The 20,470-nt window shown below is 71.7% G+C and carries 18 protein-coding genes; 9 read left to right on the forward strand and 9 right to left on the reverse strand.

Translation table 11 applies throughout. From position 1 onward, the window contains the following. Window positions 1-27 precede the first annotated feature (27 nt). Window positions 28-3,897, reverse strand: coding sequence for an endo-alpha-N-acetylgalactosaminidase family protein (locus ACIRJT_RS28510; protein ID WP_403914437.1), 3,870 nt, complete (start codon window positions 3,895-3,897; stop codon window positions 28-30). Between the two features lie 388 nt (window positions 3,898-4,285). On the opposite strand from ACIRJT_RS28510, the gene ACIRJT_RS28515 reads away from it, so the two are divergent. Then, on the forward strand, window positions 4,286-5,497 hold the full coding sequence (locus ACIRJT_RS28515; protein WP_403914501.1) for a glycoside hydrolase family 64 protein: 1,212 nt from the start codon (window positions 4,286-4,288) through the stop codon (window positions 5,495-5,497). A gap of 161 nt (window positions 5,498-5,658) precedes the next feature. Continuing rightward, complete coding sequence (locus ACIRJT_RS28520) at window positions 5,659-6,330, forward strand: peptidoglycan-binding domain-containing protein (RefSeq protein WP_403914440.1); 672 nt, start codon at window positions 5,659-5,661, stop codon at window positions 6,328-6,330. 79 nt (window positions 6,331-6,409) lie between these two features. Here the strand turns inward: ACIRJT_RS28520 and ACIRJT_RS28525 are convergent, their stop codons facing one another. Continuing rightward, window positions 6,410-6,934 (reverse strand): hypothetical protein, encoded by a 525-nt coding sequence (locus ACIRJT_RS28525; RefSeq protein WP_403914442.1) that lies wholly within the window; start codon window positions 6,932-6,934, stop codon window positions 6,410-6,412. 472 nt (window positions 6,935-7,406) lie between these two features. On the opposite strand from ACIRJT_RS28525, the gene ACIRJT_RS28530 reads away from it, so the two are divergent. The 4 genes from ACIRJT_RS28530 (at window position 7,407) to ACIRJT_RS28545 (ending at window position 11,071) form a co-directional block, all read left to right on the forward strand. Then, window positions 7,407-8,555, forward strand: a complete 1,149-nt coding sequence (locus tag ACIRJT_RS28530; RefSeq protein WP_403914445.1) for a DNA gyrase subunit B — start codon at window positions 7,407-7,409, stop codon at window positions 8,553-8,555. 210 nt (window positions 8,556-8,765) lie between these two features. Next, window positions 8,766-9,053: a chaplin family protein gene (locus ACIRJT_RS28535; protein ID WP_403914448.1), complete on the forward strand. Its 288-nt coding sequence runs from the start codon at window positions 8,766-8,768 to the stop codon at window positions 9,051-9,053. Window positions 9,054-9,093: 40 nt separating this feature from the next. Next, window positions 9,094-10,350, forward strand: coding sequence for a hypothetical protein (locus ACIRJT_RS28540; protein ID WP_403914450.1), 1,257 nt, complete (start codon window positions 9,094-9,096; stop codon window positions 10,348-10,350). A gap of 100 nt (window positions 10,351-10,450) precedes the next feature. After that, a complete protein-coding gene (locus ACIRJT_RS28545; RefSeq protein ID WP_403914453.1) occupies window positions 10,451-11,071 on the forward strand; it encodes a YceI family protein in 621 nt (206 codons plus the stop codon). 89 nt (window positions 11,072-11,160) lie between these two features. Here the strand turns inward: ACIRJT_RS28545 and ACIRJT_RS28550 are convergent, their stop codons facing one another. The 4 genes from ACIRJT_RS28550 to ACIRJT_RS28565 form a co-directional block, all read right to left on the reverse strand. Continuing rightward, a complete protein-coding gene (locus ACIRJT_RS28550; RefSeq protein ID WP_403914456.1) occupies window positions 11,161-12,192 on the reverse strand; it encodes an iron-siderophore ABC transporter substrate-binding protein in 1,032 nt (343 codons plus the stop codon). Window positions 12,193-12,261: 69 nt separating this feature from the next. After that, window positions 12,262-13,071, reverse strand: a complete 810-nt coding sequence (locus tag ACIRJT_RS28555) for an ABC transporter ATP-binding protein (protein ID WP_403914459.1) — start codon at window positions 13,069-13,071, stop codon at window positions 12,262-12,264. Between the two features lie 64 nt (window positions 13,072-13,135). Then, window positions 13,136-14,224, reverse strand: a complete 1,089-nt coding sequence (locus ACIRJT_RS28560) for a FecCD family ABC transporter permease (RefSeq protein WP_403914462.1) — start codon at window positions 14,222-14,224, stop codon at window positions 13,136-13,138. After that, complete coding sequence (locus ACIRJT_RS28565; RefSeq protein ID WP_403914465.1) at window positions 14,221-15,288, reverse strand: FecCD family ABC transporter permease; 1,068 nt, start codon at window positions 15,286-15,288, stop codon at window positions 14,221-14,223. The genes ACIRJT_RS28560 and ACIRJT_RS28565 overlap by 4 nt, the downstream gene beginning before the upstream one ends. Window positions 15,289-15,500: 212 nt before the next feature. On the opposite strand from ACIRJT_RS28565, the gene ACIRJT_RS28570 reads away from it, so the two are divergent. Next, on the forward strand, window positions 15,501-16,088 hold the full coding sequence (locus ACIRJT_RS28570) for an MSMEG_1061 family FMN-dependent PPOX-type flavoprotein (RefSeq protein WP_403914468.1): 588 nt from the start codon (window positions 15,501-15,503) through the stop codon (window positions 16,086-16,088). 101 nt (window positions 16,089-16,189) lie between these two features. Here the strand turns inward: ACIRJT_RS28570 and ACIRJT_RS28575 are convergent, their stop codons facing one another. Then, window positions 16,190-17,230, reverse strand: a complete 1,041-nt coding sequence (locus tag ACIRJT_RS28575; protein ID WP_403914469.1) for a helix-turn-helix domain-containing protein — start codon at window positions 17,228-17,230, stop codon at window positions 16,190-16,192. A 248-nt stretch (window positions 17,231-17,478) separates the two neighbouring features. Between ACIRJT_RS28575 and ACIRJT_RS28580 the strand changes: the two genes are divergently transcribed. Further along, window positions 17,479-17,715: a hypothetical protein gene (locus tag ACIRJT_RS28580; RefSeq protein WP_403914472.1), complete on the forward strand. Its 237-nt coding sequence runs from the start codon at window positions 17,479-17,481 to the stop codon at window positions 17,713-17,715. Between the two features lie 627 nt (window positions 17,716-18,342). Then, window positions 18,343-18,891, forward strand: a complete 549-nt coding sequence (locus ACIRJT_RS28585) for a hypothetical protein (RefSeq protein ID WP_403914475.1) — start codon at window positions 18,343-18,345, stop codon at window positions 18,889-18,891. A 115-nt stretch (window positions 18,892-19,006) separates the two neighbouring features. Here ACIRJT_RS28585 and ACIRJT_RS28590 read toward each other — a convergent pair whose 3' ends face one another. Further along, window positions 19,007-19,621 (reverse strand): GNAT family N-acetyltransferase, encoded by a 615-nt coding sequence (locus tag ACIRJT_RS28590; protein ID WP_403914477.1) that lies wholly within the window; start codon window positions 19,619-19,621, stop codon window positions 19,007-19,009. A 248-nt stretch (window positions 19,622-19,869) separates the two neighbouring features. Next, complete coding sequence (locus tag ACIRJT_RS28595) at window positions 19,870-20,346, reverse strand: alkyl sulfatase dimerization domain-containing protein (protein ID WP_403914504.1); 477 nt, start codon at window positions 20,344-20,346, stop codon at window positions 19,870-19,872. Window positions 20,347-20,470: the final 124 nt, after the last annotated feature.

Below are 20,470 nucleotides of genomic sequence, written 5' to 3' on the forward strand. Positions count from 1 at the left end.
CGCCCCTGCCCGCATCGGTCCGTCGGATCAGCCTCCGCAGTGGAAGCGGGCATCGCCCCAATCCGCGTGGTCGTTTCCGTTGCCGTCGCCGCCGTCCTGGACGAGCAGCTCGACGTACTTCGCGCCGGTGACGTCGGCGGTGAGCCTCCAGGCGGGGTCGGCGGCCCCCAGCACGGGTGACGCCACCTTCTCCGTGCCGTCGGCGGTCACCGAGAACCGCACACTGCCCCGGGTGGCCTGGGCGTCGTCCACGCCCACCTCGGCGGTGAAGGAGGCGCACTTCCCGCCCAGGTAGTAGCGGATCCTCGCCGGGGCGTGCGTGCCCAGGCCCTTGGCGTAGGCGACGCCGCCGATCTTCAGGGGGCCGCCGTCACCGGCCCCGGCCTCCCCGTTGGACCGGTCGCGCTCGATGGGGCCCCAGCCGTTGTCCGAGGCGGTCCAGTCGAGATCACCGGCCCAGCTGTCCGCGGTGGGCGGCGGCGGGAGCGTGCGGACGGAGGTTCCCGCGCCGAGCGCCCTGGCCGCTCCCCCGACGGTGTACGTGGCCTTCGCGTCCAGCGCGTACGTGTCGTAGGGGGCGTCGACCGGCGGGGTGACCCGCCAGCTGCCGGTGGCCTTCGCGCCCGGGGCGACCGAGTCGAAGGCGACCGTGCCCACGGGTTCGGCCTTCCAGCCCTCGGGCACGGTCAGCGCGAGCTTCACGTCCGTGGCGGCGCTCGCCTCGTCGTTGCCGAAGGTCGCCCTGACCGTGTTGGGGGCTCCCGGCTCCAGGGTCTCGGCGTCGGCGGCCACGCCGAGCGTGCCGCAGACGGCCTCCTGACCGGCGGGGGCCGGTCCGAGGTCGGTGACGGTGAAGCCGTCGAGCACGAAGTCGGCGCCCTCGGGCGCTCCGGGCAGCTTGCGCAGCCCGGTCCAGGTGTCGCCGCAGCCCGCGGTGAGCGTCCGGCTGAACTGCCCGGTGGTGCGCTGCTGCCCGATCGGGGTGGCGCGGGTCTCGGTCGACGCGGCCTTGCCGCCGGCGACCCGGTCGTAGCCCTCCACCCAGCTGTAGGCCCCGGCGTGGCTGGACTGGTAGTCGAAGGCGACCTCGTACCGGTGGCCGTCCTTCATCGGGACGGTCCAGGGCGCGGTGCGGTAGACGAGTCCGGTGTTCTCCTCGTGGGACTTCAGGGACTCCTTCCCGCCGAGCACGTCGTCGACTCGCTTCCCGTTCCAGCCGGACTGGGTGTACGGGGCGTGGAGCTGCGAAATGCTGGTGCGGGGGTCGGTGGAGCCGCCGGCGTTCCCCTTGAGGAAGGGGCCCCAGCCCTGGTCGACGGCCTCGAAGTCCTCGTACGCCACCGTGCCGGAGCGGGTCGCGGGGGCGTTCTCGACGATCCGTACGTCGTCGGCGCGGACCTTCGCCGTCGAGCCCGCAGCCGCCTCGATGCGCAGCGTGGTGCGGCCGTTCGCGGGGGCGGTGAAGTTGACCTTGGCGCGTTGGAAGGACGTGCCGTGCCAGTCGGACGCGGCGACGTAGTCCGTCGCCGTGGAGCGCTGGACGGCGACGGACTTCCCACCGGCGCCGAGGGTGGTGCGGCGGCTCTCGCCGGGCTCGACCTCGATCAGGGCGGAGGCGGTGTAGCGCTTGCCGGGCCCCAGCCCGGTGACGGTCTGGGAGAGCGCGGCCGCCCCCGGGCCGGAGAGTTCGGCGCTGTTGCGGCCCTGGTCGTCGGTGTCGCGTACGGCGGTGCCGGTCTTCGTCCAGCCCTTCAGGTCACGGTCGTTGAAGCCGGGATCCTTCAGCCCGGTCCCCTTCCCCCAGGCGGCCTCCCTCTCCTTCGGCGCACGGTCGGGGTAGAGGACGTAGGCCTGTCCGGCGGCGGCGGTGAGGGTGATCCTCCCGTTCGCCGGGCGGACGGTGGCGACCTTCTTCCGGCCGTTGTCGGACAGCTCGTAGACGGTGTACGGGCCCTTGCCGGGCACCTCCCAACTGCTGGAGCCGCCGGTCTCGCTGTAGTGGTACAGCTTCTTGCCGCCGTCCCAGGGCAGCAGGTAGTCGGTGCCGCTGAGCACCTTGCGGCCCTGGTCGTAGAAGGTCCGCCTGCCGTCCTCGACCGTGCCGCGCACCCCTGCGGTGAAGGTGATGTCGTTGCCGTCCCAGCGGGTGATCCGCTGCTGCTGGAGGTACTTCGCGGGCAGGTTCTTCTGCCAGATGTTGGCGGTGAAGGCGTTCCAGTCGGTCTCGCCGGTCCAGCCCTCGAAGTCCTCCAGGGCACTCTGGCCGAGGACCGGGTGGTTGTTCCAGATGTCCTTCTCGCCGTTGCGGATGAACCGGATGATCTGCGAGTTCAGGCCCTTGTTGGTGGCCCCGCCGTAGTTGAGGTCGTTGGCCCAGTGCGACCAGAGCGAGGCGCGCTCGAACTTGTCGGCCCACTCGGTGCCGACGGTCCAGCCCTGCTTCTGCACGGCCTGGATCGTCCTGTCGGCGATCCAGCCGTGGCTGTAGTAGACGTCGATGTAGAGGAAGTCGAGGTTCTCGTCGGTCTCGTCGCGCAGTTGCTGGAAGCGCTTGGCCAGGTCGCCGCTGTTGATGTCGCGGCGCTGGTCGATGTAGTAGCTCTGGTTGAGCCAGTTCCAGCCGGGCTTGCTCTTGTCGACGAGCTGCTCGGAGAAGGCGTTCGCCTCCGGGTAGGACTCGGTGGCGTTCACGTGGACGCCGAAGTCGGCGCCCCACTTCTCGCCGTCCTCGAGCAGGGTGTTGAGGTCCTTCAGCCCGCCGGCCCGCTTGTTGTAGTTGCCGCCGTAGTCCGGGTGGGCGGAGTCGTGGCCCTCGGATCCGTACCCCTTGAGGACGGCGAGCTGGCCGAGGCCGTCGGTGGCCTTCGAGATCCGCTTGACGTCGTCCAGGGTGCGCAGGAACGGGTGGGTGGCCTGGCTGGCGAAGTTGAACGGGATGTGGGTGACGACCCGCTTCGCGGTGTCCTCGCTGCCCGGCGCGGTGACGCCGATGGCGCGGAAGGCGACGGCCCCGTCCTGCCAGTCGACGGCCTTGTCGCCGTTGGCGTCGGGGGTGACGACGACCTTGGCCCACGGCAGGTTCTCGCCGCTCTCGGGCTTCGGCGCGCCCTCGCCCCGGTAGGTCCACTGACCGGACCAGACGCCGACCCGGACACCGCCGCCGTCCTCGGTGCGCGCCTGGTGCCAGAAGCGGGCGTCGTCGCCGCCGGTGGCCCCGGCGGGCTTGTCGTACGAGGAGTTGGACTCGATCGCCGCGGCGAGCGAGCCGTTGTTGAGGATCGCGTAACTGGCCCCGACGGGCGCGGAGTCGGGCTTCGTCTCGCCGGTGACCTTGCCGAAGACGTCGGCGGTGCGGGTGGAGTCCGGGTCGAGCCTCGTGAAGGCGGTGGCGGCCCCGGTCTCGGCGGAGCCGACCGATATCAGGTCGTGCCCGGGGATGTCGATGGTCCCGACCCGGAACGCGGCGGTGTCGCGGACGGCGGTCACCTCGAACGTGGTGGCGCGCCCCGAGACGGTGAGCGAGGCGTCGATCTCGACGCCCGGGAGGCCCTCGAAGGCGAGGGTGTAGCGGGCGGCCGAGCGGGTGACCTTCGGCTTGCCCTTGAGCTTCACCGGGTGGGCGGCCCCGTTGAGGGTGACATCGGTGACCGGTCGGGTGGAGCCGAGCAGGTGCTCGCCGCTCGCCCGGTCGGTGTACGACAGGACGCGTGGGAAGTCGTCGGCGACGGCCACGGCGAGCCGGTCGGAGGTGATAACGGCGGATCCGGCGGACTCCGCCGCCCCGGCCGGGGCGGGGGACGGATCGGCGGCTGCGGCGGGGAGGGCGGCCCCGTTGAGCGCCAGGACGGCTGCTGAGGCCGCGGCGACCAGGCCGGGGCGAGGGAATCTTGGCGACATGGCCCCTGAGTAGTCGCCGTGTCCGGACACCGTCAACGGACTTCGGCCCCGGGGGCCGACTCCGTCCAACAACCCCGGTGCGTTAGTCCAAGTCGGGACGGTGCGGGGCGGGCCGCCACATCGTTCACCTCTTGGCCGCCCGCACCCCCGGGTGGTCACGGTTCGCACCCGCTCGGTTCCGGCAAGTACCGCTTCGGGGCGTCGAGTTGTGAAGACTCGGCATTTTTGAGAGCGCTCTCAGTCACACGTATTGACGCTCGTTGCGTGCCTCGCGAGAGTGGTGCGCACCGCAGGCACCCCCACGGTCCTGTCCTTCCCCGCGCCCCCCCCCCACTTCCCGCCTGCGGCCCCCCACCACCTCGGGAGTCACCTCGTGATCTCACGCCGAATGTTCCTGACCGGCGCCGCCGCCTCGGCCGCGGCGCTCACGTACCCCACCTGGGGCACCGCTCTGAGCCCCCGTGCCTCGGCGGCCCCCGCGACCTGCGAACTGGCCCTGGAGAACAAGTCGTTGCCGGGAACGGTGCACGCGTATGTGACCGGCCACGAGCTGGGCACCGACCGCTGGGTGCTGCTCAAGCCGGACGGCGGCGTCTACCGCCCCGACTCCCCGGGCGCCCCGCAGACCCCGCTGCCCGTGGACTGCGCGATCCCGCTCAAGGGCGCGGGCGCGGGTCCGGTCGTGCTGACCCTGCCGCAGATGTACGGGGCGCGGGTCTACTTCGTCCGCGACGACAAGCTGGACTTCTACCTCAACCCGGGCCCCTCGCTGGTGGAGCCCGCCTTCGCGACGCCCACGGACCCCAACTACGGGCGCGTCTGGTCGTTCTGCGAGTTCACCTTCAACACGCAGCAGCTGTACTCCAACATCAGCTACGTCGACCTGGTGACGGCCCTCCCGATCGGCATCACGCTGGAGGGCGACGCGACGCACACCGTGGCCCCGCTCCCGGACGGCGCGGTGCAGCGGATCGCGGACGACCTCACCGCCCAGGCCGCCACCGACGGGCAGCCGTGGGACAAGCTGATCACCCGGAGTGAGGACGGCGGCGTCCTGCGGGTCGTCTCGCCGCAGAACATCATGGCCCCGTACTTCGACCGGCCCGCCGAGATGCCGTTCCGGGACCTGTTCACCGCCCAGATCGACGAGGTCTGGGAGAAGTACCGCTCCGAGGACCTGCGCATCGACCTCCAGGGCGGCCGGGGCACCCTGGCCGGCCGGGTCAGCGGGGACACGCTGACCTTCGAGGGCGGTCACACCTTCGTCAAGCCGCAGACGAAGGACGTCTTCACCTGCAACCACGGCCCGTTCACCAACAACCCGGGCGACTCCGACGACAAGAAGGCGATCCTGGCCCGGCTGGCGGCGGGCTTCAACCGCTCGATCATGCTGAGCCACCCGAGCCAGCCGAACGGCACGTCGACGGCGGACTACTACCAGGGATCGGTCACCAACCACTGGTCCCGGGTGGTCCACGCGAACAGCCCGATCGGCTACGCGTTCCCGTACGACGACGTCCGCCCGGACGGTGAGCCGGACGTCTCGGGCGCGGCGCACGACGGGAATCCGCGCCGCTTCACGGTGAGCGTGGGGTCGTGACGCCCGCCCGGTAGACCCGTGTGCCTCCGCCCTCCCTTGCTCGGGGCGGGGGCACACGCGGGTCCGACCGACGCCTTCGGGCCATCCGATACCTCATCGGTTGACACGTCGTGCGGCGTTCTTGACTTCGCCCCGGCGCCCCGGGACGGTTCCGTATGCGAATGAACCGACTCCCCCGCCGCGTGCTCGCGGCGGTCGCCGCCGGATTCCTGCTCACCGCAGCGGCTCCGGCGCACGCGGACCCCGCCCCACCGCCGTCACCCGCCCCGCAGGCCTCCGGAGCGCACGGCCTGCGCGCCTTCCAGCAGAGCTACGGCCTGCCCCCGACCGGCCGGGTGGACACCGCCACCGCGCAGCTGCTCCGGACGGCGCCGGACAGCGAGCTGCGGGTGTTCTTCGCCGCGCCGGGCGACCTCGGCCCGGAGCAGCTGGCCCACGCCCGGACGGTCATCGGCGTCGGGAAGGGGGCGGAACTCTCCGAGGAGGCCGCGGTCATCGCTCTGATGACGGCCATGCAGGAGTCGAAGTTCGTCAACTACACGTCGCCGGTCGACCACGACTCGCTCGGCGTCTTCCAGCAGCGCCCCAGCATGGGCTGGGGCACGCCGGCGCAGATCACCCACGTGCCGACCGCGTCCAAGTCCTTCTACGGGCTGCCCTCGCCCAGCGCCAATCCGGGGCTGCTCCAGATCGACGGCTGGGAGTCGATGGAACCCGGCGACGTGTGCCAGGCGGTCCAGCGGTCCGCGCACCCGGACCGGTACGCGCAGTGGGAGGACTTCGCCCGGGACCTGCTGGAACAGGAGGGCCCGGACGCCGACCCGATCCCGTGATCCCGTAGGGCGGTGAAGGGGGCGGGAGGCGGTGGGGGCCGCCCCCGGTGCGGGGCGGCCCCCACCGCCATCGCCGGTGTCAGCAGCCGCCGCAGTTGTAGTACGTCACGTCCCAGTGGTTGCCCTCGTCCGCGTAGATGTTGCCGGACCCGGACCGGTACTGGCGCGCGCCGTCGCCCCGCGTGCCGATGTAGGTGAAGGTGCCGGTGACGTAGTTGTTCAGGCAGGTGCTCTTGGCGAAGTCGAGCTTGTAGCCGTTCCAGTGGGAGTACGTGCCGCCGGCGTGGCCGGTCTCCGTGCCGCCGGTGATGTTGAGCGCGCAGCCGGTGGCGCTCTTGAGGGTCTGCGCGCCCTGGGCGCTCGCCAGGTTGAGCTGGTCGAAGGACGTGCACGTGGGGACGGCGCGGTTGGAGCAGCCGCCGGAGGACGACCAGGTGACGCCGGACGAGCTGAACCGGGAGGTCGCCTGCGCGTGGGTCAGCTTGGTCACGGCGTGCGCCTCGGTGGCGCCGCTGCCGAGAGCGCCGATGCCGGGCGCGAAGAGGGCGCCGAGGACGAGGGCCAGGGCGGTGAGGGCGGAGCGGAGTCGTGGACGGGTCACCATGGGGGGATTCCTCCTGCTCATGACAAATCAAGGGGCGTACGGGCGCGGAGCCGCGCACGCCGGGCAGGGAGATAGTGCCCGAGTTCTACGCGCGTCCGCCAGAGGGCGGCACGCCCCCCGGGGCGACGGGCCCCGCATCACCGAGGCCGAGCGCCGCGTGCGAGCACCGCGGCCGGCCCGTCCGGCCGACCGGGTGCGCGGGCGACGAGCCGGTGGATCACGTTGCTGTCTCCATCGATGGAATGAGGGACCGCAGGGGCGCCCGGAGTGGGGGCGTACGGGGCTCCGGCGCGGCCGCGGCCGCGTTCCGGGCGTGGTCCGCGACACCTGGGCCGACCGCGTCCCGGCACACCCCCACCCATCCGCTCACAGCTTCGACAAAATGCCTCTGACCTGGCATTTTCATGGATCTTGCCTACGCTACGGGGATCCACCGAACACCATGGGAGGGGTCTTCGTGAGGGGGAAGAGCATGAGGGGCGACGCGGTCGGGATCGAAGCGCTGGAGCTGCGGGAAGCCATGCGGAAACGGCCCGGTATGTGGATCGGCTCGACGGGCGAACGCGGGCTGCACGAGCTGGTGTTCCAGGTCGTGGGCTGGTTCGTGAACCGTGTCCTGGCCGGTCGCGAAGGCGGCTCCGTCGATGTCACGCTGACCCACTGCGGCGGCGTCCGGGTCGCCGCCTATGGGCCGGCGGATCCCCTCGTCATCGACGGGGACATCGGCGGCCACGGTCCCGCGGCCCTGCTGGCCGGTACGCCCGCCGCCGAGCGCGCCGGCCGGCACATCGCACACGTCGGCCATGACGGCCCGGGACCCTTCGTGGCCAACGTCCTGTCGAGCAGGCTGACGGCCGAGGTGCGGCACGGGGGAACGCGCCGGGTCCAGGAGTACGCGCGCGGTGCAGCGGCCGCCCGGCCCGCCGCCACGGGGCCGGCGACAGGAAGCGGGACGGTCGTCGCCTTCTGGCCCGACAGCGAGGTCTTCGACACGACGTGGTGCTCGTTCGCCGTACTGGCGGAGCGCTTCCGGCAGGTGGCCTTCCTCAACCGGGGCCTGCGCACCTCGCTGACCGACGAGCGCCCGGCGGTCGGGGCCCGCGCGGTGAGCTTCCGGTTTCCGGACGGCGTGCGGGACTTCGTGGCCGCCCTCGACGCGGAAACGGGGACCTTTCACGATCCGGAGGTCATCGGCTTCGAGCGCGAGGACCCGCGGATGGCGGGGACGATGGAGGTGGCCCTGCTGTGGAGCGGCTCCCGCCCCGAGTCCGTACGCGGCTTCGCCAACAGCCGGGCCACTCGCCAGGGCGGCACCCACCTGGACGGTTTGCGGGACGGAGTGGCGGCGGCGGTCACCGCGTACGCGCGCGAACGAGGGCTGCTGACAGGGGACAACGCTCCCCGGGCCGACCGGATCGACGACGGCCTCACGGCAGTCGTGTCGGTGAAGCTCGACCACCCCGAATTCCTCGGCGCCACGCACGAACTGCTGGGCAACGCCGAAGTGCGCGGCTGTGTCGCGGAGGCTGTCCGCGAACACCTCGGCAGCTGGTTCGAGGGGCAGCCGGAGCACGCCGCGCAGATCGTCGGCCGGATCCTCCGGACCGCTCACCGGGACTGAACAGCCCACGCAGCCGTGCGGCAGCCGCGCGGTCGAGTTCGGATGCCCGGGTCCGCCGAGCGCCGCGGGCGGTCTGTCGGGCCGGTTGTGACGCTCGGCCCGTGCACGCGGTTGACGTGGGTCGTGCCGGAGGCCTGGGCCGGTCGTTGATCAGGAGACGGGTGCATATGCCAGGCCGGGCGAAGTCCGGCCCGAACACGGGAGTCGACCATGAGCAGGGAAACGCGGAGCACCGGCACTCGGGCCATGGTGCTGGGGGCGGTCGCCGGTGCGGCCCTGCTTCCCGCCGGAACCGCCGAGGCGAACGTCGTCGGCATCGGGAACGCGGCGTTCGGCAACACGTGCGCCAACCAGGGCGGTGCGCGCGCCGAGGGCGCCACGGTCGCCGGGAGCGGCCTGGGCAGCGGCAACCACGCCGGACTGCCCCTGAGCCTGACGCGTAATCACTGCGGCAACAGCGGCATCATCTGCACCGCTCTGTTCAGGGCGGCGTACTGATGCGCGCGGCGGGCGGACCGGCGTCGGTGGCCTCGGGACGGTGACGGCGACGGGCGCGGTGGCGGCCGACGCGCCGGTCGGTGACCGGGCGGTGGCGGAGTTCCTGGCCCTCAGCGGGCGGACGCTGCCCCTGTTGCGGACATGGGTGGCCGAGGAGCCCGGTTGCGGTCTGGCGCGGGGGCTGTTGACCCTGGCGACGTCCGAGCGGATGAGCGACACGGTTCTGAGGCAGCAGCTGGTGACCGCCCACCGGGACGCGCAGGCCGCCGGCGAGCGGGAGGCGAGCCTGGTGTACGGGGTGTTCCTGCACTCCCACCGCCAGTACCGGCTGACCGCCGATCACCTGGTGGCGCACTTCGCTCGCTGGCCCGCCGACGAGGTCGCGGCACTGATGCTCGACGCCTTCCCCGCCGACGGGGACGCCGCCTACCGCGCACGCGGGGACGCCCTGGTGGAACAGCAGGCCGCGCTCGCCGGGCCGGACAGCTGGGCGTGGACGAGCTGCCTCGCCTCGGTCAGGGCGGAGCAGGGCCGGGTGCGTGAAGCGCATCGGCTCGCCGAGCACGCGCTGTCCCGCAATCCCCGCTCGGGAGTGGCCGTGCACGCCCTCGCCCATGCCGAGCACGAGCTCGGCGCGGGTCCGGCGTCCACCCGGATGCTGGACGCGTGGCTTGCGGAGGACGCCGGGGCGGTGCAGCTGGGGCATCTCAACTGGCACGCCGCTCTGCAGTCCATCGCTGGCGGAGACTTCGCCGATGCCCGCCATCGGGCCGATACGGCGTTGCGGCGTGAGGACGTGGGCATGAGGGCGGCGACGAACTGGCGCCTGATGCTCGTCGGCCAGGAGCCGGCCGGTCGCAGCGACCCGGATCACGTACGGGAGCTGTTGGCGGCGCCGGGCGGTATGGCGGAGGTCTTCCACACCTTCAATCTGGCTCTGGCCCTCGCGGTGGAGGCCGCGACCGAGGACCTGGAGATCCTGGCCGGCCGGGCCGCCGCCGACCCGCGCCCCGATTACCACGAGGTCCTGAGCCCCGTTCTCCGGGCCCTGGCGCACCTCACCGCAGGCCGCCCCCGCATCGCGGCCCGCACGCTCGCCGCCCTCGGCGAGAAGGCCGACCGCATCGGAGGCGTACGTGTGGAACGGGAGATCATCCAGGACACCCTGGCCCGCGCCCTCATCGACTCCGGCGACCTCGCCCGCGCGGCCGCCCTGCTCCACCACCGCGCCACCACCCGCCACCACCACCGCTACGAGGACCTCCTCCTGGCCCCACACCCGGGTGCCAGATGTTGAACTTTGAACTAGATGCGGTTACAGTCGAACTCGTTGAAGGTTGAACAACACCTTCGGCGCCGCTCGATCCGTCCCCGTAACGCATCCCCGAGGAGGAGCCATGGCTCTGTTCACCCGCAAGTCGACCGCCGCCCCCACCGTCACCGAGGCCCCCGCGGTGGACCCGGCGCTGGCCGCCCTGACCGGCACGTACACCCTTGACCCCGCGCACAGCAGCATCGGCTTCACCGTGCGCCACGCGATGGTCACGAACGTGCGCGGCTCCTTCGGCGAGCACGAGGGCACCCTCGTGGTGGACGGCACGGACCCGGCGAACTCCTCCGCCTCCATCGACGTGAAGATCGGCAGTGTCGACACCGGCATCGCCGACCGTGACGGCCACCTGGTCAGCGGCGACTTCTTCGACGCCGAGAAGTTCCCCCTGATGACGTTCCGCTCGACGAAGGCCGAGCAGCTGGGCGGCGAGGCGTACCGGATCACCGGCGACCTGACCATCAAGGACGTCACCCGCCCGCTCGCCATCGACCTGGAGTTCAACGGCTCCGCCACCGACGTCTACGGCAACGAGCGCGTCGGCTTCGAGGGCAGCGCCGACATCCTGCGCTCCGACTGGGGCCTGACCTGGAACGCGGCGCTGGAGACCGGCGGGGTGATGGTGAGCGACAAGGTGAAGCTGACCTTCGACATCTCCGCGATCAAGGCCGCCGCTCCGGTCGCCTGACGCTCCCGGCCGCCGAGCGCGTCCCCCCGTCACACAGCAGCGCCCCGCACCCGGTTCTCCCGGGGACGGGGCGCGCGGTGCGTCCGGCGCTACCTCGCGACCTTCTCCGCGAAGAGCGGGACGACCTTCTCCAGGGCGTACGAGACGGACAGGACCGAGTCCGTGGCGAAGGCCTGGGAGATGTCCTTGTCGTCGAAGACGAGGTCGTTGCCCGCCTTGACCGACGGAACCGCCTTGTACAGCGGGTCGCCGCTGATGTCGGTGGCCGGGATGCCGATCGGCGCCATGACCGTGAGGTCGGCGTCGAGCATGTCCAGGTTCTCCTTGGAGACCGGGACGGAGAAGCTCTCGCCGGCCTTGGCCTCGGCCTCCGGGTTGTTCTCGAAGCCGAGCCGCTCGACGAAGTCGACGCGCCCGGTGCCGCCGACGTAGACGCCGAAGCCCTCCGAGGTGCGCGAGCCGAGCGTGATGGTCCTGCCCTTGAACTCGGGGTGGGCCTGCGCGGCGGCCTCGAACTTCTTCTCGGTCTGCGCGATCAGCTTCTCGCCCTTCTCCGGTACGCCCATGGCGGCGGCGATCATCGTGGTCTGCTGCTCCCACGAGAGCTTGTACTGGTCGCCGCCCTTGGGCACGCCCACGGTCGGGGCGATCTTCTTCAGGGTGTCGTAGCGGGTCCGGTCGCCGCTGGACTTGGTGTCCAGGATCAGGTCGGGCTGGAGCGAGGCGATCTTCTCGAACTCCGGCTCCATCGTGCCGATCAGTTCGGGCTTCTTGTCGTACATGCCCTTGGCCCACGGGCCGACGCCCTCGCCGCCGAACGGCAGCCAGTCGCTGGCACCGACGGGCTGGCCGCCGAGCGCGAGCACGGTCTCGGCGTCGCCCCAGCCGAGCGCGACGATGCGCTGGGGCTGCTTGTCGACGGTGACCTCGCCGAACTTCGTCGCCACCTTCGCGGGGAAGGCACCCGCGGAGGCCCCTTCGGAGGCGGAGGAGGAGGCAGAGCTGTCGGAACCGTCCGACGAGCCGCAGGCCGAGAGACCGACGAGCAGGGCGACGACGGCGCCGGCCGCGAGGACGGGGGTGCGGCGGGAGCGCCGGGCGCGGGGAGCGGAAGCGTTCATACCCTTTAGGTTAGCCTCACCTAATGACAACGGTGCCATCGGGTGGGGCGATGCGGTTCCGTTCGAGCCTCAGGCGGCCGGGTCCTTCACGTGGTGGCGGCCCAGCGGTACGACCATCGGGGTGGCCGACGCGGGGTCCTCGATCACCGAGCAGCGCATGCCGAAGACCTCGCCGACCAGTTCCTCCGTGACGATGTCGACCGGCCGGCCCTCCGCGACGATCCGCCCCGCCTTCATCGCGATCATGTGGTCCGCGTACCGGCACGCCAGGTTGAGGTCGTGCAGCACGGCCACCATGGTGACGCCCTGCTCGCGGTTGAGGTCGGTGAGCAGGTCCAGGACGTCCAGCTGATGGCTGGCGTCGAGGAAGGTCGTCGGCTCGTCCAGCAGCAGGATGTCCGTGCGCTGGGCGAGCGCCATCGCGATCCACACCCGCTGGCGCTGGCCGCCCGACAGCTCGTCCACGGAACGGTCGGCGAGTTCGAGGACGTCCGTCGACAGCAGGGCCGCCGCGACCGCCTCGTCGTCCTCCGCGCTCCAGCGGCGGAACCAGCCCTGGTGCGGGTAGCGGCCGCGCCCGACCAGGTCGGAGACGGTGATGCCCTCGGGGGCCGTGGGGCTCTGCGGCAGGATGCCGAGCACGGCGGCGACCTCCTTGGTCGGCATCTCCTGGATGGACCGGCCGTCCAGGAGCACCGCCCCGGCGGAGGGGGCCAGCAGCCGGGCCATCGCCCGTAGCAACGTCGACTTCCCGCAGGCGTTGGGGCCGACGATGACGGTGATCTTCCCGGGCGGCACCGCCACGCTCAGGCCGGGGACGATCTCGCGTTCGCCGTAGCCGAGCCGGACGTCCCGGGCTTCCAAGGTGTGCTCGGCCACGAGGGGGCCACGCCTTTCGTCGTCCTTCTGAACTGTCTGTTCCGTCCCTGTCCGCTTCTCCATGTCAGCCCCCGCCGCCCACGCGGTTCGCGCGGGCCAGGAGCAGGAGCAGATACGGGGCGCCGATGATGCTCGTGACCACGCCCACCGGCAGCTGCACGGACGGCAGCGCGTGCTGGGCCGCGAAGTCGGCGACCAGGACCAGCAGCGCCCCGGCCAGGGCCGCCTGCGGCAGGGCCGCGCCCCGGCCCGGGACCAGGCGGCGGGCGATCGGGGCGGCGACGAACGCCACGAACCCGACGGGCCCGGCGGCGGCGGTCGCGACCCCGGCGAGCGCGGTCGCGCAGCCCAGCAGCGCGAGCCGCCCACCCTCGACCTTCGCGCCGAGCCCGGCGGCGGCGTCGTCCCCGAGCTGGAGGGGGCGCAGCGCGTGGGCGGCGAGGACGGTGAGCGGGACGAGGACGCCGAGGGCGATGAGCAGCGGCCACACCTGACCCCAGGAACGGCCGTTGAGGCTGCCCGCGAGCCAGCGGAACGCCTCTTGCGCGTCGGTGACCTCGGAGCGGGCCATCACGTACCAGACGATGCTGGACAGGCCCATGCCGACGCCGATCCCGACGAGGACCAGGCGCTGGCCGGCGATTCCCTGCCGCCAGGCGAGCAGGTAGATGGCCGCCCCGGCGACCAGCGAACCGGTGAGGGCGCTCGCGGAGAGGGCGAGTCCGCTGACCTGGAAGAGCAGGGCTGCGGTGACGGCGACCGCGCTGGCCCCGGCGCTGATGCCGATCAGGTCGGGGCTGGCGAGCGGGTTGCGCAGGACGGTCTGGAAGACGGCTCCGGAGAGGCCGAATCCCGCGCCGACGAGGATCGCGAGGAGGGCGCGCGGCAGCCGCAGTTCCAGGACGACGAACTGTGATCCGCCATCGCCGCCGCCGAACAGGGTGGCGACGACCTTCCCGATCGGCATCACCATGTCGCCGAAGCTGAGCGAGACGCCGAACATGACGACCACGGCGGCCAGCAGGGCCGCGCCGACGAGCACGGAGCGCCGGAGGCTCCGGCCGCGTACGGCGGACACCTGGCGTACGGCGTCGGCGAGCCGCTCCCTGTCCGCGCGGGCGGCGTCCTCGGCGACGACGGGTGCACGGCTCACAGTTCCACCAGCTTCCTGCGCCGGACCAGCCAGATGAACGGGATGCAGCCGATGGCGGCCGTGATCACGCCGACCTGGACCTCGCCGGGGCGGGCGATGACGCGGCCGACGATGTCGGCGACGAGGAGCATGACCGGGGCGAGCACCATGCTGTACGGGAGCACCCAGCGGTAGTCGGGTCCGGTGATGAGGCGGGCGGCGTGCGGTACGGCGAGCCCGACGAAGCCGATGGGCCCGGCGACGACGGTGGCCGCGCCGCAGAGGATCACCACGGCGAGCGCGGACACCAGCCGGATGGTCCCGACGCGCTGGCCGAGGCCGCGGGCGAGGTCGTCACCGAGGGAGAGGGCGTTGAGCTGCGGTCCGAGGGCCAGCGCCAGGACGGTGCCGACGAGGATGAACGGCGAGACCTGCCAGAGCACCTCGGAGCCGCGGGCGGTCAGAGCGCCGAGCTGCCAGAACCGGAACTGGTCGTAGCTGCCCCGGTCCTGGAGCAGGATCGCGCTGGTCACCGAGGTGAGGACTGCGGCGGTGGCGGCCCCCGCCAGGGCCAGCTTCACGGGCGTCGCGCCTTCGCGCCCGAGCGAGCCGACCCCGTACACGAGGAGGGCGGCGAGCAGCGCGCCGAGGAAGCCGAACCAGATGAACTGGGTCGCGACCGTGAACCCGAACAGGGTGATCGAGCAGACGACGGCGACGGACGCGCCCGCGTTGATGCCGAGGAGCTGGGGGTCGGCGAGGGGGTTGCGGGCGACGCCCTGCATCACCGTGCCCGCGAGGCCGAGTGCGGCACCGGCGAGCAGCCCGGCGACGGTGCGCGGGATGCGGACCTCCTGGACGATGAGCTGGCCCTTGACCGAGGTGTCCGGGTCGAGGACCCCGTCCACGACATCGCGGAAGGGCACGTCGCCGGAGCCGATGGCGAGGCTGGCGACGACGGTGAGGAAGAGCACGGCGAGGGCGGCGAGCAGCCCGAGGGCGAGCACAGGGCGGCTGCGCTTGCGCCGCGCTTCCTTGCCGCCGCCCGGCTGCTTCTCCTTCTCCAGGAGGGCCGGGCCGCTCACGACCCGGCCACCGGGGCGGCCGGAATGCGGTGGTGCACTGTTCGTTCCTCAACCCTTGCTCGTCGGCGCTGGGGCTTCCCTCGGGCACGGGTGGCGCCCTCGTCGGCCGGTCCACCCCGGACGGGGAGCACAAGGGGGCCCAAAGTAAGGTCACCCTAACAGCGCCTGTTCGACCGTGCGCTGCCGCACCCCACGAGCTCCGGAGCACTTCCTTGTCGTACGCCGCCGACCCCGTCGCCCCCGCCACCGGCCCGTTGGCCGGGGCCGTGCCCCTGGCCTCGGCGAACGAGCTGCGCGAACTGCTGGGCACCCCGCACCCGATCGTCATCGACAAGGTCCACGACCGGCTCACCGAGGACGACCTGGACCTGCTGGCCCGCTCGCCGCTGTGCACCATGGCCACGTCGGACGCGGCCGGCAACTGCGACGCCACCCCGCGCGGCGACGCCCCCGGCTTCACCCACGTCCTGGACCCGGGCACCATCGCCCTGCCCGACCGCCCGGGAAACCGCCGCGCGGACAGCTTCCACAACATCCTGGCGAACCCGCGCGTGGGCCTGCTCTACCTGATACCGGGCGCGATGGACGTCCTGCGCATCAACGGCCGGGCCCGCATCGTCACCGACGCCCCGTTCTTCGACGCGATGACGCTGAAGGGCCAGCGCCCGAAGCTCGCCCTGGTCGTCGAGATCGACGAGATCTTCCGCCACTGCCCGGCGTCGCTGAAGCGGTCGGGAGTGTGGGCGCCTCAGACGTGGGCGGGGGCTGACGTGGAAAGGGAAGCGGAAGCGACGGTGTGACCGGCGGGCGATTCGCTTTACCGAAACCCACGGCGAGCGCGGTCGGCGCGGCGGAGGACACGCCACGGCCCGGGGCCTGGCTCGTCGCTGCTCACGGAGGGTCATGGTCCGGCAGCGGGGTGCGGGGGCGGAGCGAGTTCGATCACGAAGTCCTGGTCGGTGGCGCCTGAGCAACGCCCCTGGACGGCTTCGGCTCCGTCCTCGGTGTCCTGGTGGCGCGGGCTCAAGCACCAACCGGTGATGACCGGGCGGATACGGAAGTGGGTGGCGGGCGCACCGAGGTGCTCGATGCGGAACTGTTGGGCCCGATCATGATCGGCACAGTCGTCGCGGGGCTGCAGCAGGTCTCTCCCCGGCCCCTTCGACAGGACGGTGAGGCAGCCGATGCCGTACTTGCCGTGGTGCCACTGGATCTGCACGGTGTCCCTGCCCGGCGGTTCCAGGAAGACCAGAGGCAGGGCGGCGTTCGCACAGGGCCGTTGGGCGGCGACGGCCGTCCGGTACCGGCCGGTGCGGTCCCTGCCTTCGGTGAGGCACAACTCGGGTGCCCGGGCAGGGTGGATCTGCGCCCAACTGCCCACAGCCGGCATGCGCAGACCGGTCACCGGCATCTCAGGCAGGGCCGCTGGTGTCGACGCATCGCGCGTCAGGCCGCTGACACCGAGTGTGCCCGCGATCCCGAGGGCTGTGGCACCGAGCAGGCCGGCCACCCGGTGCCCCAGGGAGAGGCCGGCCGGAGCAGGCGCGCCGGGGGCTGGAGGGTCGGGGGCTGGAGGGTCGGGGGCTGGAGGGTCGGGATCACGGTCGCGCGCTTCACCGTTCACCACGGGTTCGTCGGCTGCGATGCGACGGCGCGCCTCGCGCCACTGATCTACGTCTTCGGGGCCCAGACCGCACGCGCGGGTGCAGGCGTCGACGAATCCTTCGCGGGGCAGAGTGAACCGGCCGAGCGTGGTCGCGATCGTGCTGGCCGGGAGTGTGTCGGTCTGCGCGGTGGCCTTGCCCTCAAGCTGCCGGTAGGTCAGTCCTGACCAGATCCGCAGCGCCCGCAAAGCCGCGGTGAACTCGGCAGGGGTCCGAGCCTCTGCGGGCCGCGGTGATTTCTCAGGCAGCTCGGCGAGACCGCCCCCCTTCTGGTTCATTGCTTCAGCATGACCTCGCCGACGCTGACCTGGCACTTCTGAAACCGGCCATGTTCGAGGGTGTTCGGAACGCCTGTGAGCTCCGTTCCGAACAGACACGAACGCTGGATCTCCTTGTCAGCCCGGTGACCGCACGGCCATTCTCGAAATCGCCCGGATTCGGCTGAACTCTCCTGCCGAAGCCGTGGGAACAAGGGTGAGACCCGGATCTCGGTACACCATCCGACACATCATCTCGAAGGAGCATCATGCGCACTCGTACATGGATCGCCGCCCTCGCGGCCGGAGCCGCTCTCCTCGCCGGCGGGTCTGTCGCCACCGCCCAGGAGGCCCCCGTCTCCGAAGTCGGTACGAAGGGGACCACCGCCGTGCCGGGCTACGTGAAGTACGGCACCTTCTCGTACTCGACGTGCATATCGCTGCGCGATTCGTACGCCGGCGACGGGATCGGCGGCGGCAAGTACATCCTGTGGGTATGGCAGTGAATCGCTCCCGGTGAACCGGGTGCTCCTGGCGGACCGCTCCAGTTTCCGCCAGGAGCACTCCCGGCAGGGGAGGTGGGGGAAGCAGGACTAAGTCGCGGAGGAGTAATACACCGCCAGGCGTGCCTTTTCGACGGGCGTCATCCGCGTGAACCTTGCTCCACGAAGAGTGCTTGATACGGCTGTTGTGCGTTCCGGAACGGACCTTCATCAGCTCGTTGTGGCCGATCTCGGCCTTGTACTGGACCTCGTGCTCCGCGACGCCCGCAATGCCCTCCGCCTCGGAGGCGATCTTGTCATCGGGACCAGTCTTCGAGATCTCCCCAGGAAATTCCCCCGTGCCGTGTGGTTCGGCCTCCGCGCCGGTGGCAGGCCCGAATACCCGGCCTTTTTGGCGGCGAAGAATCAGCATGGGGGACGTCACGGAATGATCCTCGCGCCAACCCGGTCCCGTGACCGCGAACGGAGGGCCTGGGTCCGATTTCGGAGGGCTGCCGGAGGGACCGCGTGGCGCTCGTACCGGCCGCGATCCCCTCACCCCGGTCCCACGCGGAGAAGGCCCCAGACGGCCTGCCCCTCGCAGGTCGGTCCGCAGCCCGAGCCGTTCTATGGGTCGCTAGCATCCACGGCATGATCAGCGATTCCATAGCCGGGCTGCGCCTTCCGGGCCCGCCGACGACCGAGCACATCGACTTCGAAGCCCTCGATGGACATCGCTTCGCGGACGGCGAGGGATTCCCGGATTCCTATCGCGCGTTCGTTCGCCACGCGGGGTGGGGACGCACCTTCGGGATGTGGCTGGTCTACCCACCGGTCCGGTCGGGATACGCCGACGGCCTGCGCGGTCGGGGCGACCGGCTCACGGCGCGCTTGCGCGCAAGCTATCGAGAAGGCGAGACCGAGGAGTTCGGCTGGATGGTGGAGCCGGACGGCCACTGGTCCCTGGCCGCCACCCTGGAGGTCTTCGCGTGGAGTGAGAACGGCGACGCCCTGTTGTGGAACACCGCATCACGGGACGCGAAAGGGGAGTTCGCCGTCTGGGAGTCGCGTGGCTGCGCCTCCCTGCACCACCTCGGCGCAGACCTCCGTCAGGCGCTGCCGCTGATGCGCGCCCGCTCCGGCCACACCTTCGGGCCCCGCCCGTTCGCCGTGGAACCCCTCCCCGCCTGCCGCCTCTGAACGGCCCGAGGTCGATCGCGGTCACACGCTCCCGCCGTAGCCCAGCCCTTCGGCTCCGATGTGCCGCGGCGGGTGGGCCCCAGGTCGGGCCCGGGGCCCACCCGCCGTCGTCCCGCTACCGCCCGGCCGGGACCGGCTCGCGCCGCATGACCCACAGCGCCGGACCGCCCCCCGGGAGCTGAACTTCCGCCAGAACCGTGAAGCCGAAGTGCTCGTAGAAGGGCAGGTTGTCCGGCTTGGAGGACTCCAGGTAGACCGGCAGGCCCGCCGCGTCCGCCTTGGCCAGCCCGGAGCGCAGCAGGGCCGCCCCGTGCCCCTCTCCCCGGGCGGCCGGGTCCGCGCCGACGACCGCGAGGTACCAGTGCGGCTCCTTGGGGCCCTGCTCGGCGGCGGCCTGGACGGCCTCCCGGAACAGGGGCGCCCGGTCGCCCAGGATCTCCTCAAGCTCCGCGACGGTCTCCGCGTCGGGAACGGCCTTCTCCTGCCCCTCCGGCGCCACCCAGAACGCGGCCGCCGACCCGGTGCGCTCGCACACCCCGTGGCGGCCGTACTGCCGGGTGAAGATCGTGGCGAAGTAGCGGACCAGATCAGGCTCGCGCGAGGCTCCGCCGGGGAAGAACCAGTCCATCATCGGGTCACCCGCGAAGGCCCGGGCCAGGGTCCGGCTGATCGAGGCGGCATCGTCGAGCGTGGCCGGCTGAGGCGTGTTCGTTATCGACATACAGGTCATTCTGCATCGTGATGATCTTGAACGGTGAAAGGGGTGGCGAGAACCGCAGCGGGCCAGTTGGATCCCGCCAGGACTGTCGGCGAGGAAGTGCGGTCCTACGGGCAGCAGCGTGCACAGTGACCCGATCAGCACCATCAGCGCCGCAGCACGGCCGGCATCCGCGCGCGGACCGCGGTGGTGGGCGCAGGAGCAGCGATACGGGCTCGCGGGCGGTGAAGGCGCTGAACACGTTGGCGGCCGTGGCGGTGTCACCGGTGACGGCCGCGGTGCCCGAGGCGATGAGATGCTCCAGCCTCGCGGCGGCGGCGGCCAGAGCGACGAGGTGTCCGCGGGCGAGGGCGACCGTGGCCGCCGGGCTGTCCTCCGAGGTGGCGGGGCGGGTGCGAGGTTGCGGGCTTCCTTGTCGGCTCGCTCGGCGGTGACCAGGTCGCGGGACAGTTCGATGGCCCACTCCGGGGGTCGTCGTCGTTCAGGGCGGTGGCGGCGGCATCCAGCACCTGCTGATGGCCGCCCATGAAGGCGATGGTGCGGCGGGCCCGCTCGGCGGCAGGGGTGGGAGCCAGGTCGGCGGCGTGGCCGGTGAACCAACCGAGGTAGCCGGTGAACTGCCGGGCGGCCTTACCGGCCACCGTGGTACATCTGCCGGGTGAACGGGTCGTGTCCAGGTACGACGGCAGTTCCGCCAGCCGGGTACGCAGTTCCTCCGGGTCGGCGCCGGACAGTATCGTGCGTCGCTCCTGGTCGTGGCTGTACTGCTAGTCTTCTGAGTCAGGAATTCTGTTCAGATATGAGGCGAGGCGTTCGAGGATCTCGTCCGCGGTCTTGGTCCAGACGTAGGGCTTGGGGTCT

Source organism: Streptomyces sp. NPDC102283 (assembly GCF_044766265.1).
GTDB lineage: Bacteria > Actinomycetota > Actinomycetes > Streptomycetales > Streptomycetaceae > Streptomyces.

What these genes read in the sequence shown, in the direction of transcription:
- ACIRJT_RS28580 (WP_403914472.1), top strand. Translation starts at nt 17,479, where the DNA reads ATGCGCACTCGTACATGGATCGCCGCCCTCGCGGCCGGAGCCGCTCTC.
- ACIRJT_RS28575 (WP_403914469.1), bottom strand. Translation starts at nt 17,230, where the DNA reads ATGAACCAGAAGGGGGGCGGTCTCGCCGAGCTGCCTGAGAAATCACCG.
- ACIRJT_RS28525 (WP_403914442.1), bottom strand. Translation starts at nt 6,934, where the DNA reads ATGGTGACCCGTCCACGACTCCGCTCCGCCCTCACCGCCCTGGCCCTC.
- ACIRJT_RS28520 (WP_403914440.1), top strand. Translation starts at nt 5,659, where the DNA reads ATGAACCGACTCCCCCGCCGCGTGCTCGCGGCGGTCGCCGCCGGATTC.
- ACIRJT_RS28535 (WP_403914448.1), top strand. Translation starts at nt 8,766, where the DNA reads ATGAGCAGGGAAACGCGGAGCACCGGCACTCGGGCCATGGTGCTGGGG.
- ACIRJT_RS28530 (WP_403914445.1), top strand. Translation starts at nt 7,407, where the DNA reads ATGAGGGGCGACGCGGTCGGGATCGAAGCGCTGGAGCTGCGGGAAGCC.
- ACIRJT_RS28590 (WP_403914477.1), bottom strand. Translation starts at nt 19,621, where the DNA reads ATGACCTGTATGTCGATAACGAACACGCCTCAGCCGGCCACGCTCGAC.
- ACIRJT_RS28585 (WP_403914475.1), top strand. Translation starts at nt 18,343, where the DNA reads ATGATCAGCGATTCCATAGCCGGGCTGCGCCTTCCGGGCCCGCCGACG.
- ACIRJT_RS28545 (WP_403914453.1), top strand. Translation starts at nt 10,451, where the DNA reads ATGGCTCTGTTCACCCGCAAGTCGACCGCCGCCCCCACCGTCACCGAG.
- ACIRJT_RS28515 (WP_403914501.1), top strand. Translation starts at nt 4,286, where the DNA reads ATGTTCCTGACCGGCGCCGCCGCCTCGGCCGCGGCGCTCACGTACCCC.
- ACIRJT_RS28550 (WP_403914456.1), bottom strand. Translation starts at nt 12,192, where the DNA reads ATGAACGCTTCCGCTCCCCGCGCCCGGCGCTCCCGCCGCACCCCCGTC.
- ACIRJT_RS28510 (WP_403914437.1), bottom strand. Translation starts at nt 3,897, where the DNA reads ATGTCGCCAAGATTCCCTCGCCCCGGCCTGGTCGCCGCGGCCTCAGCA.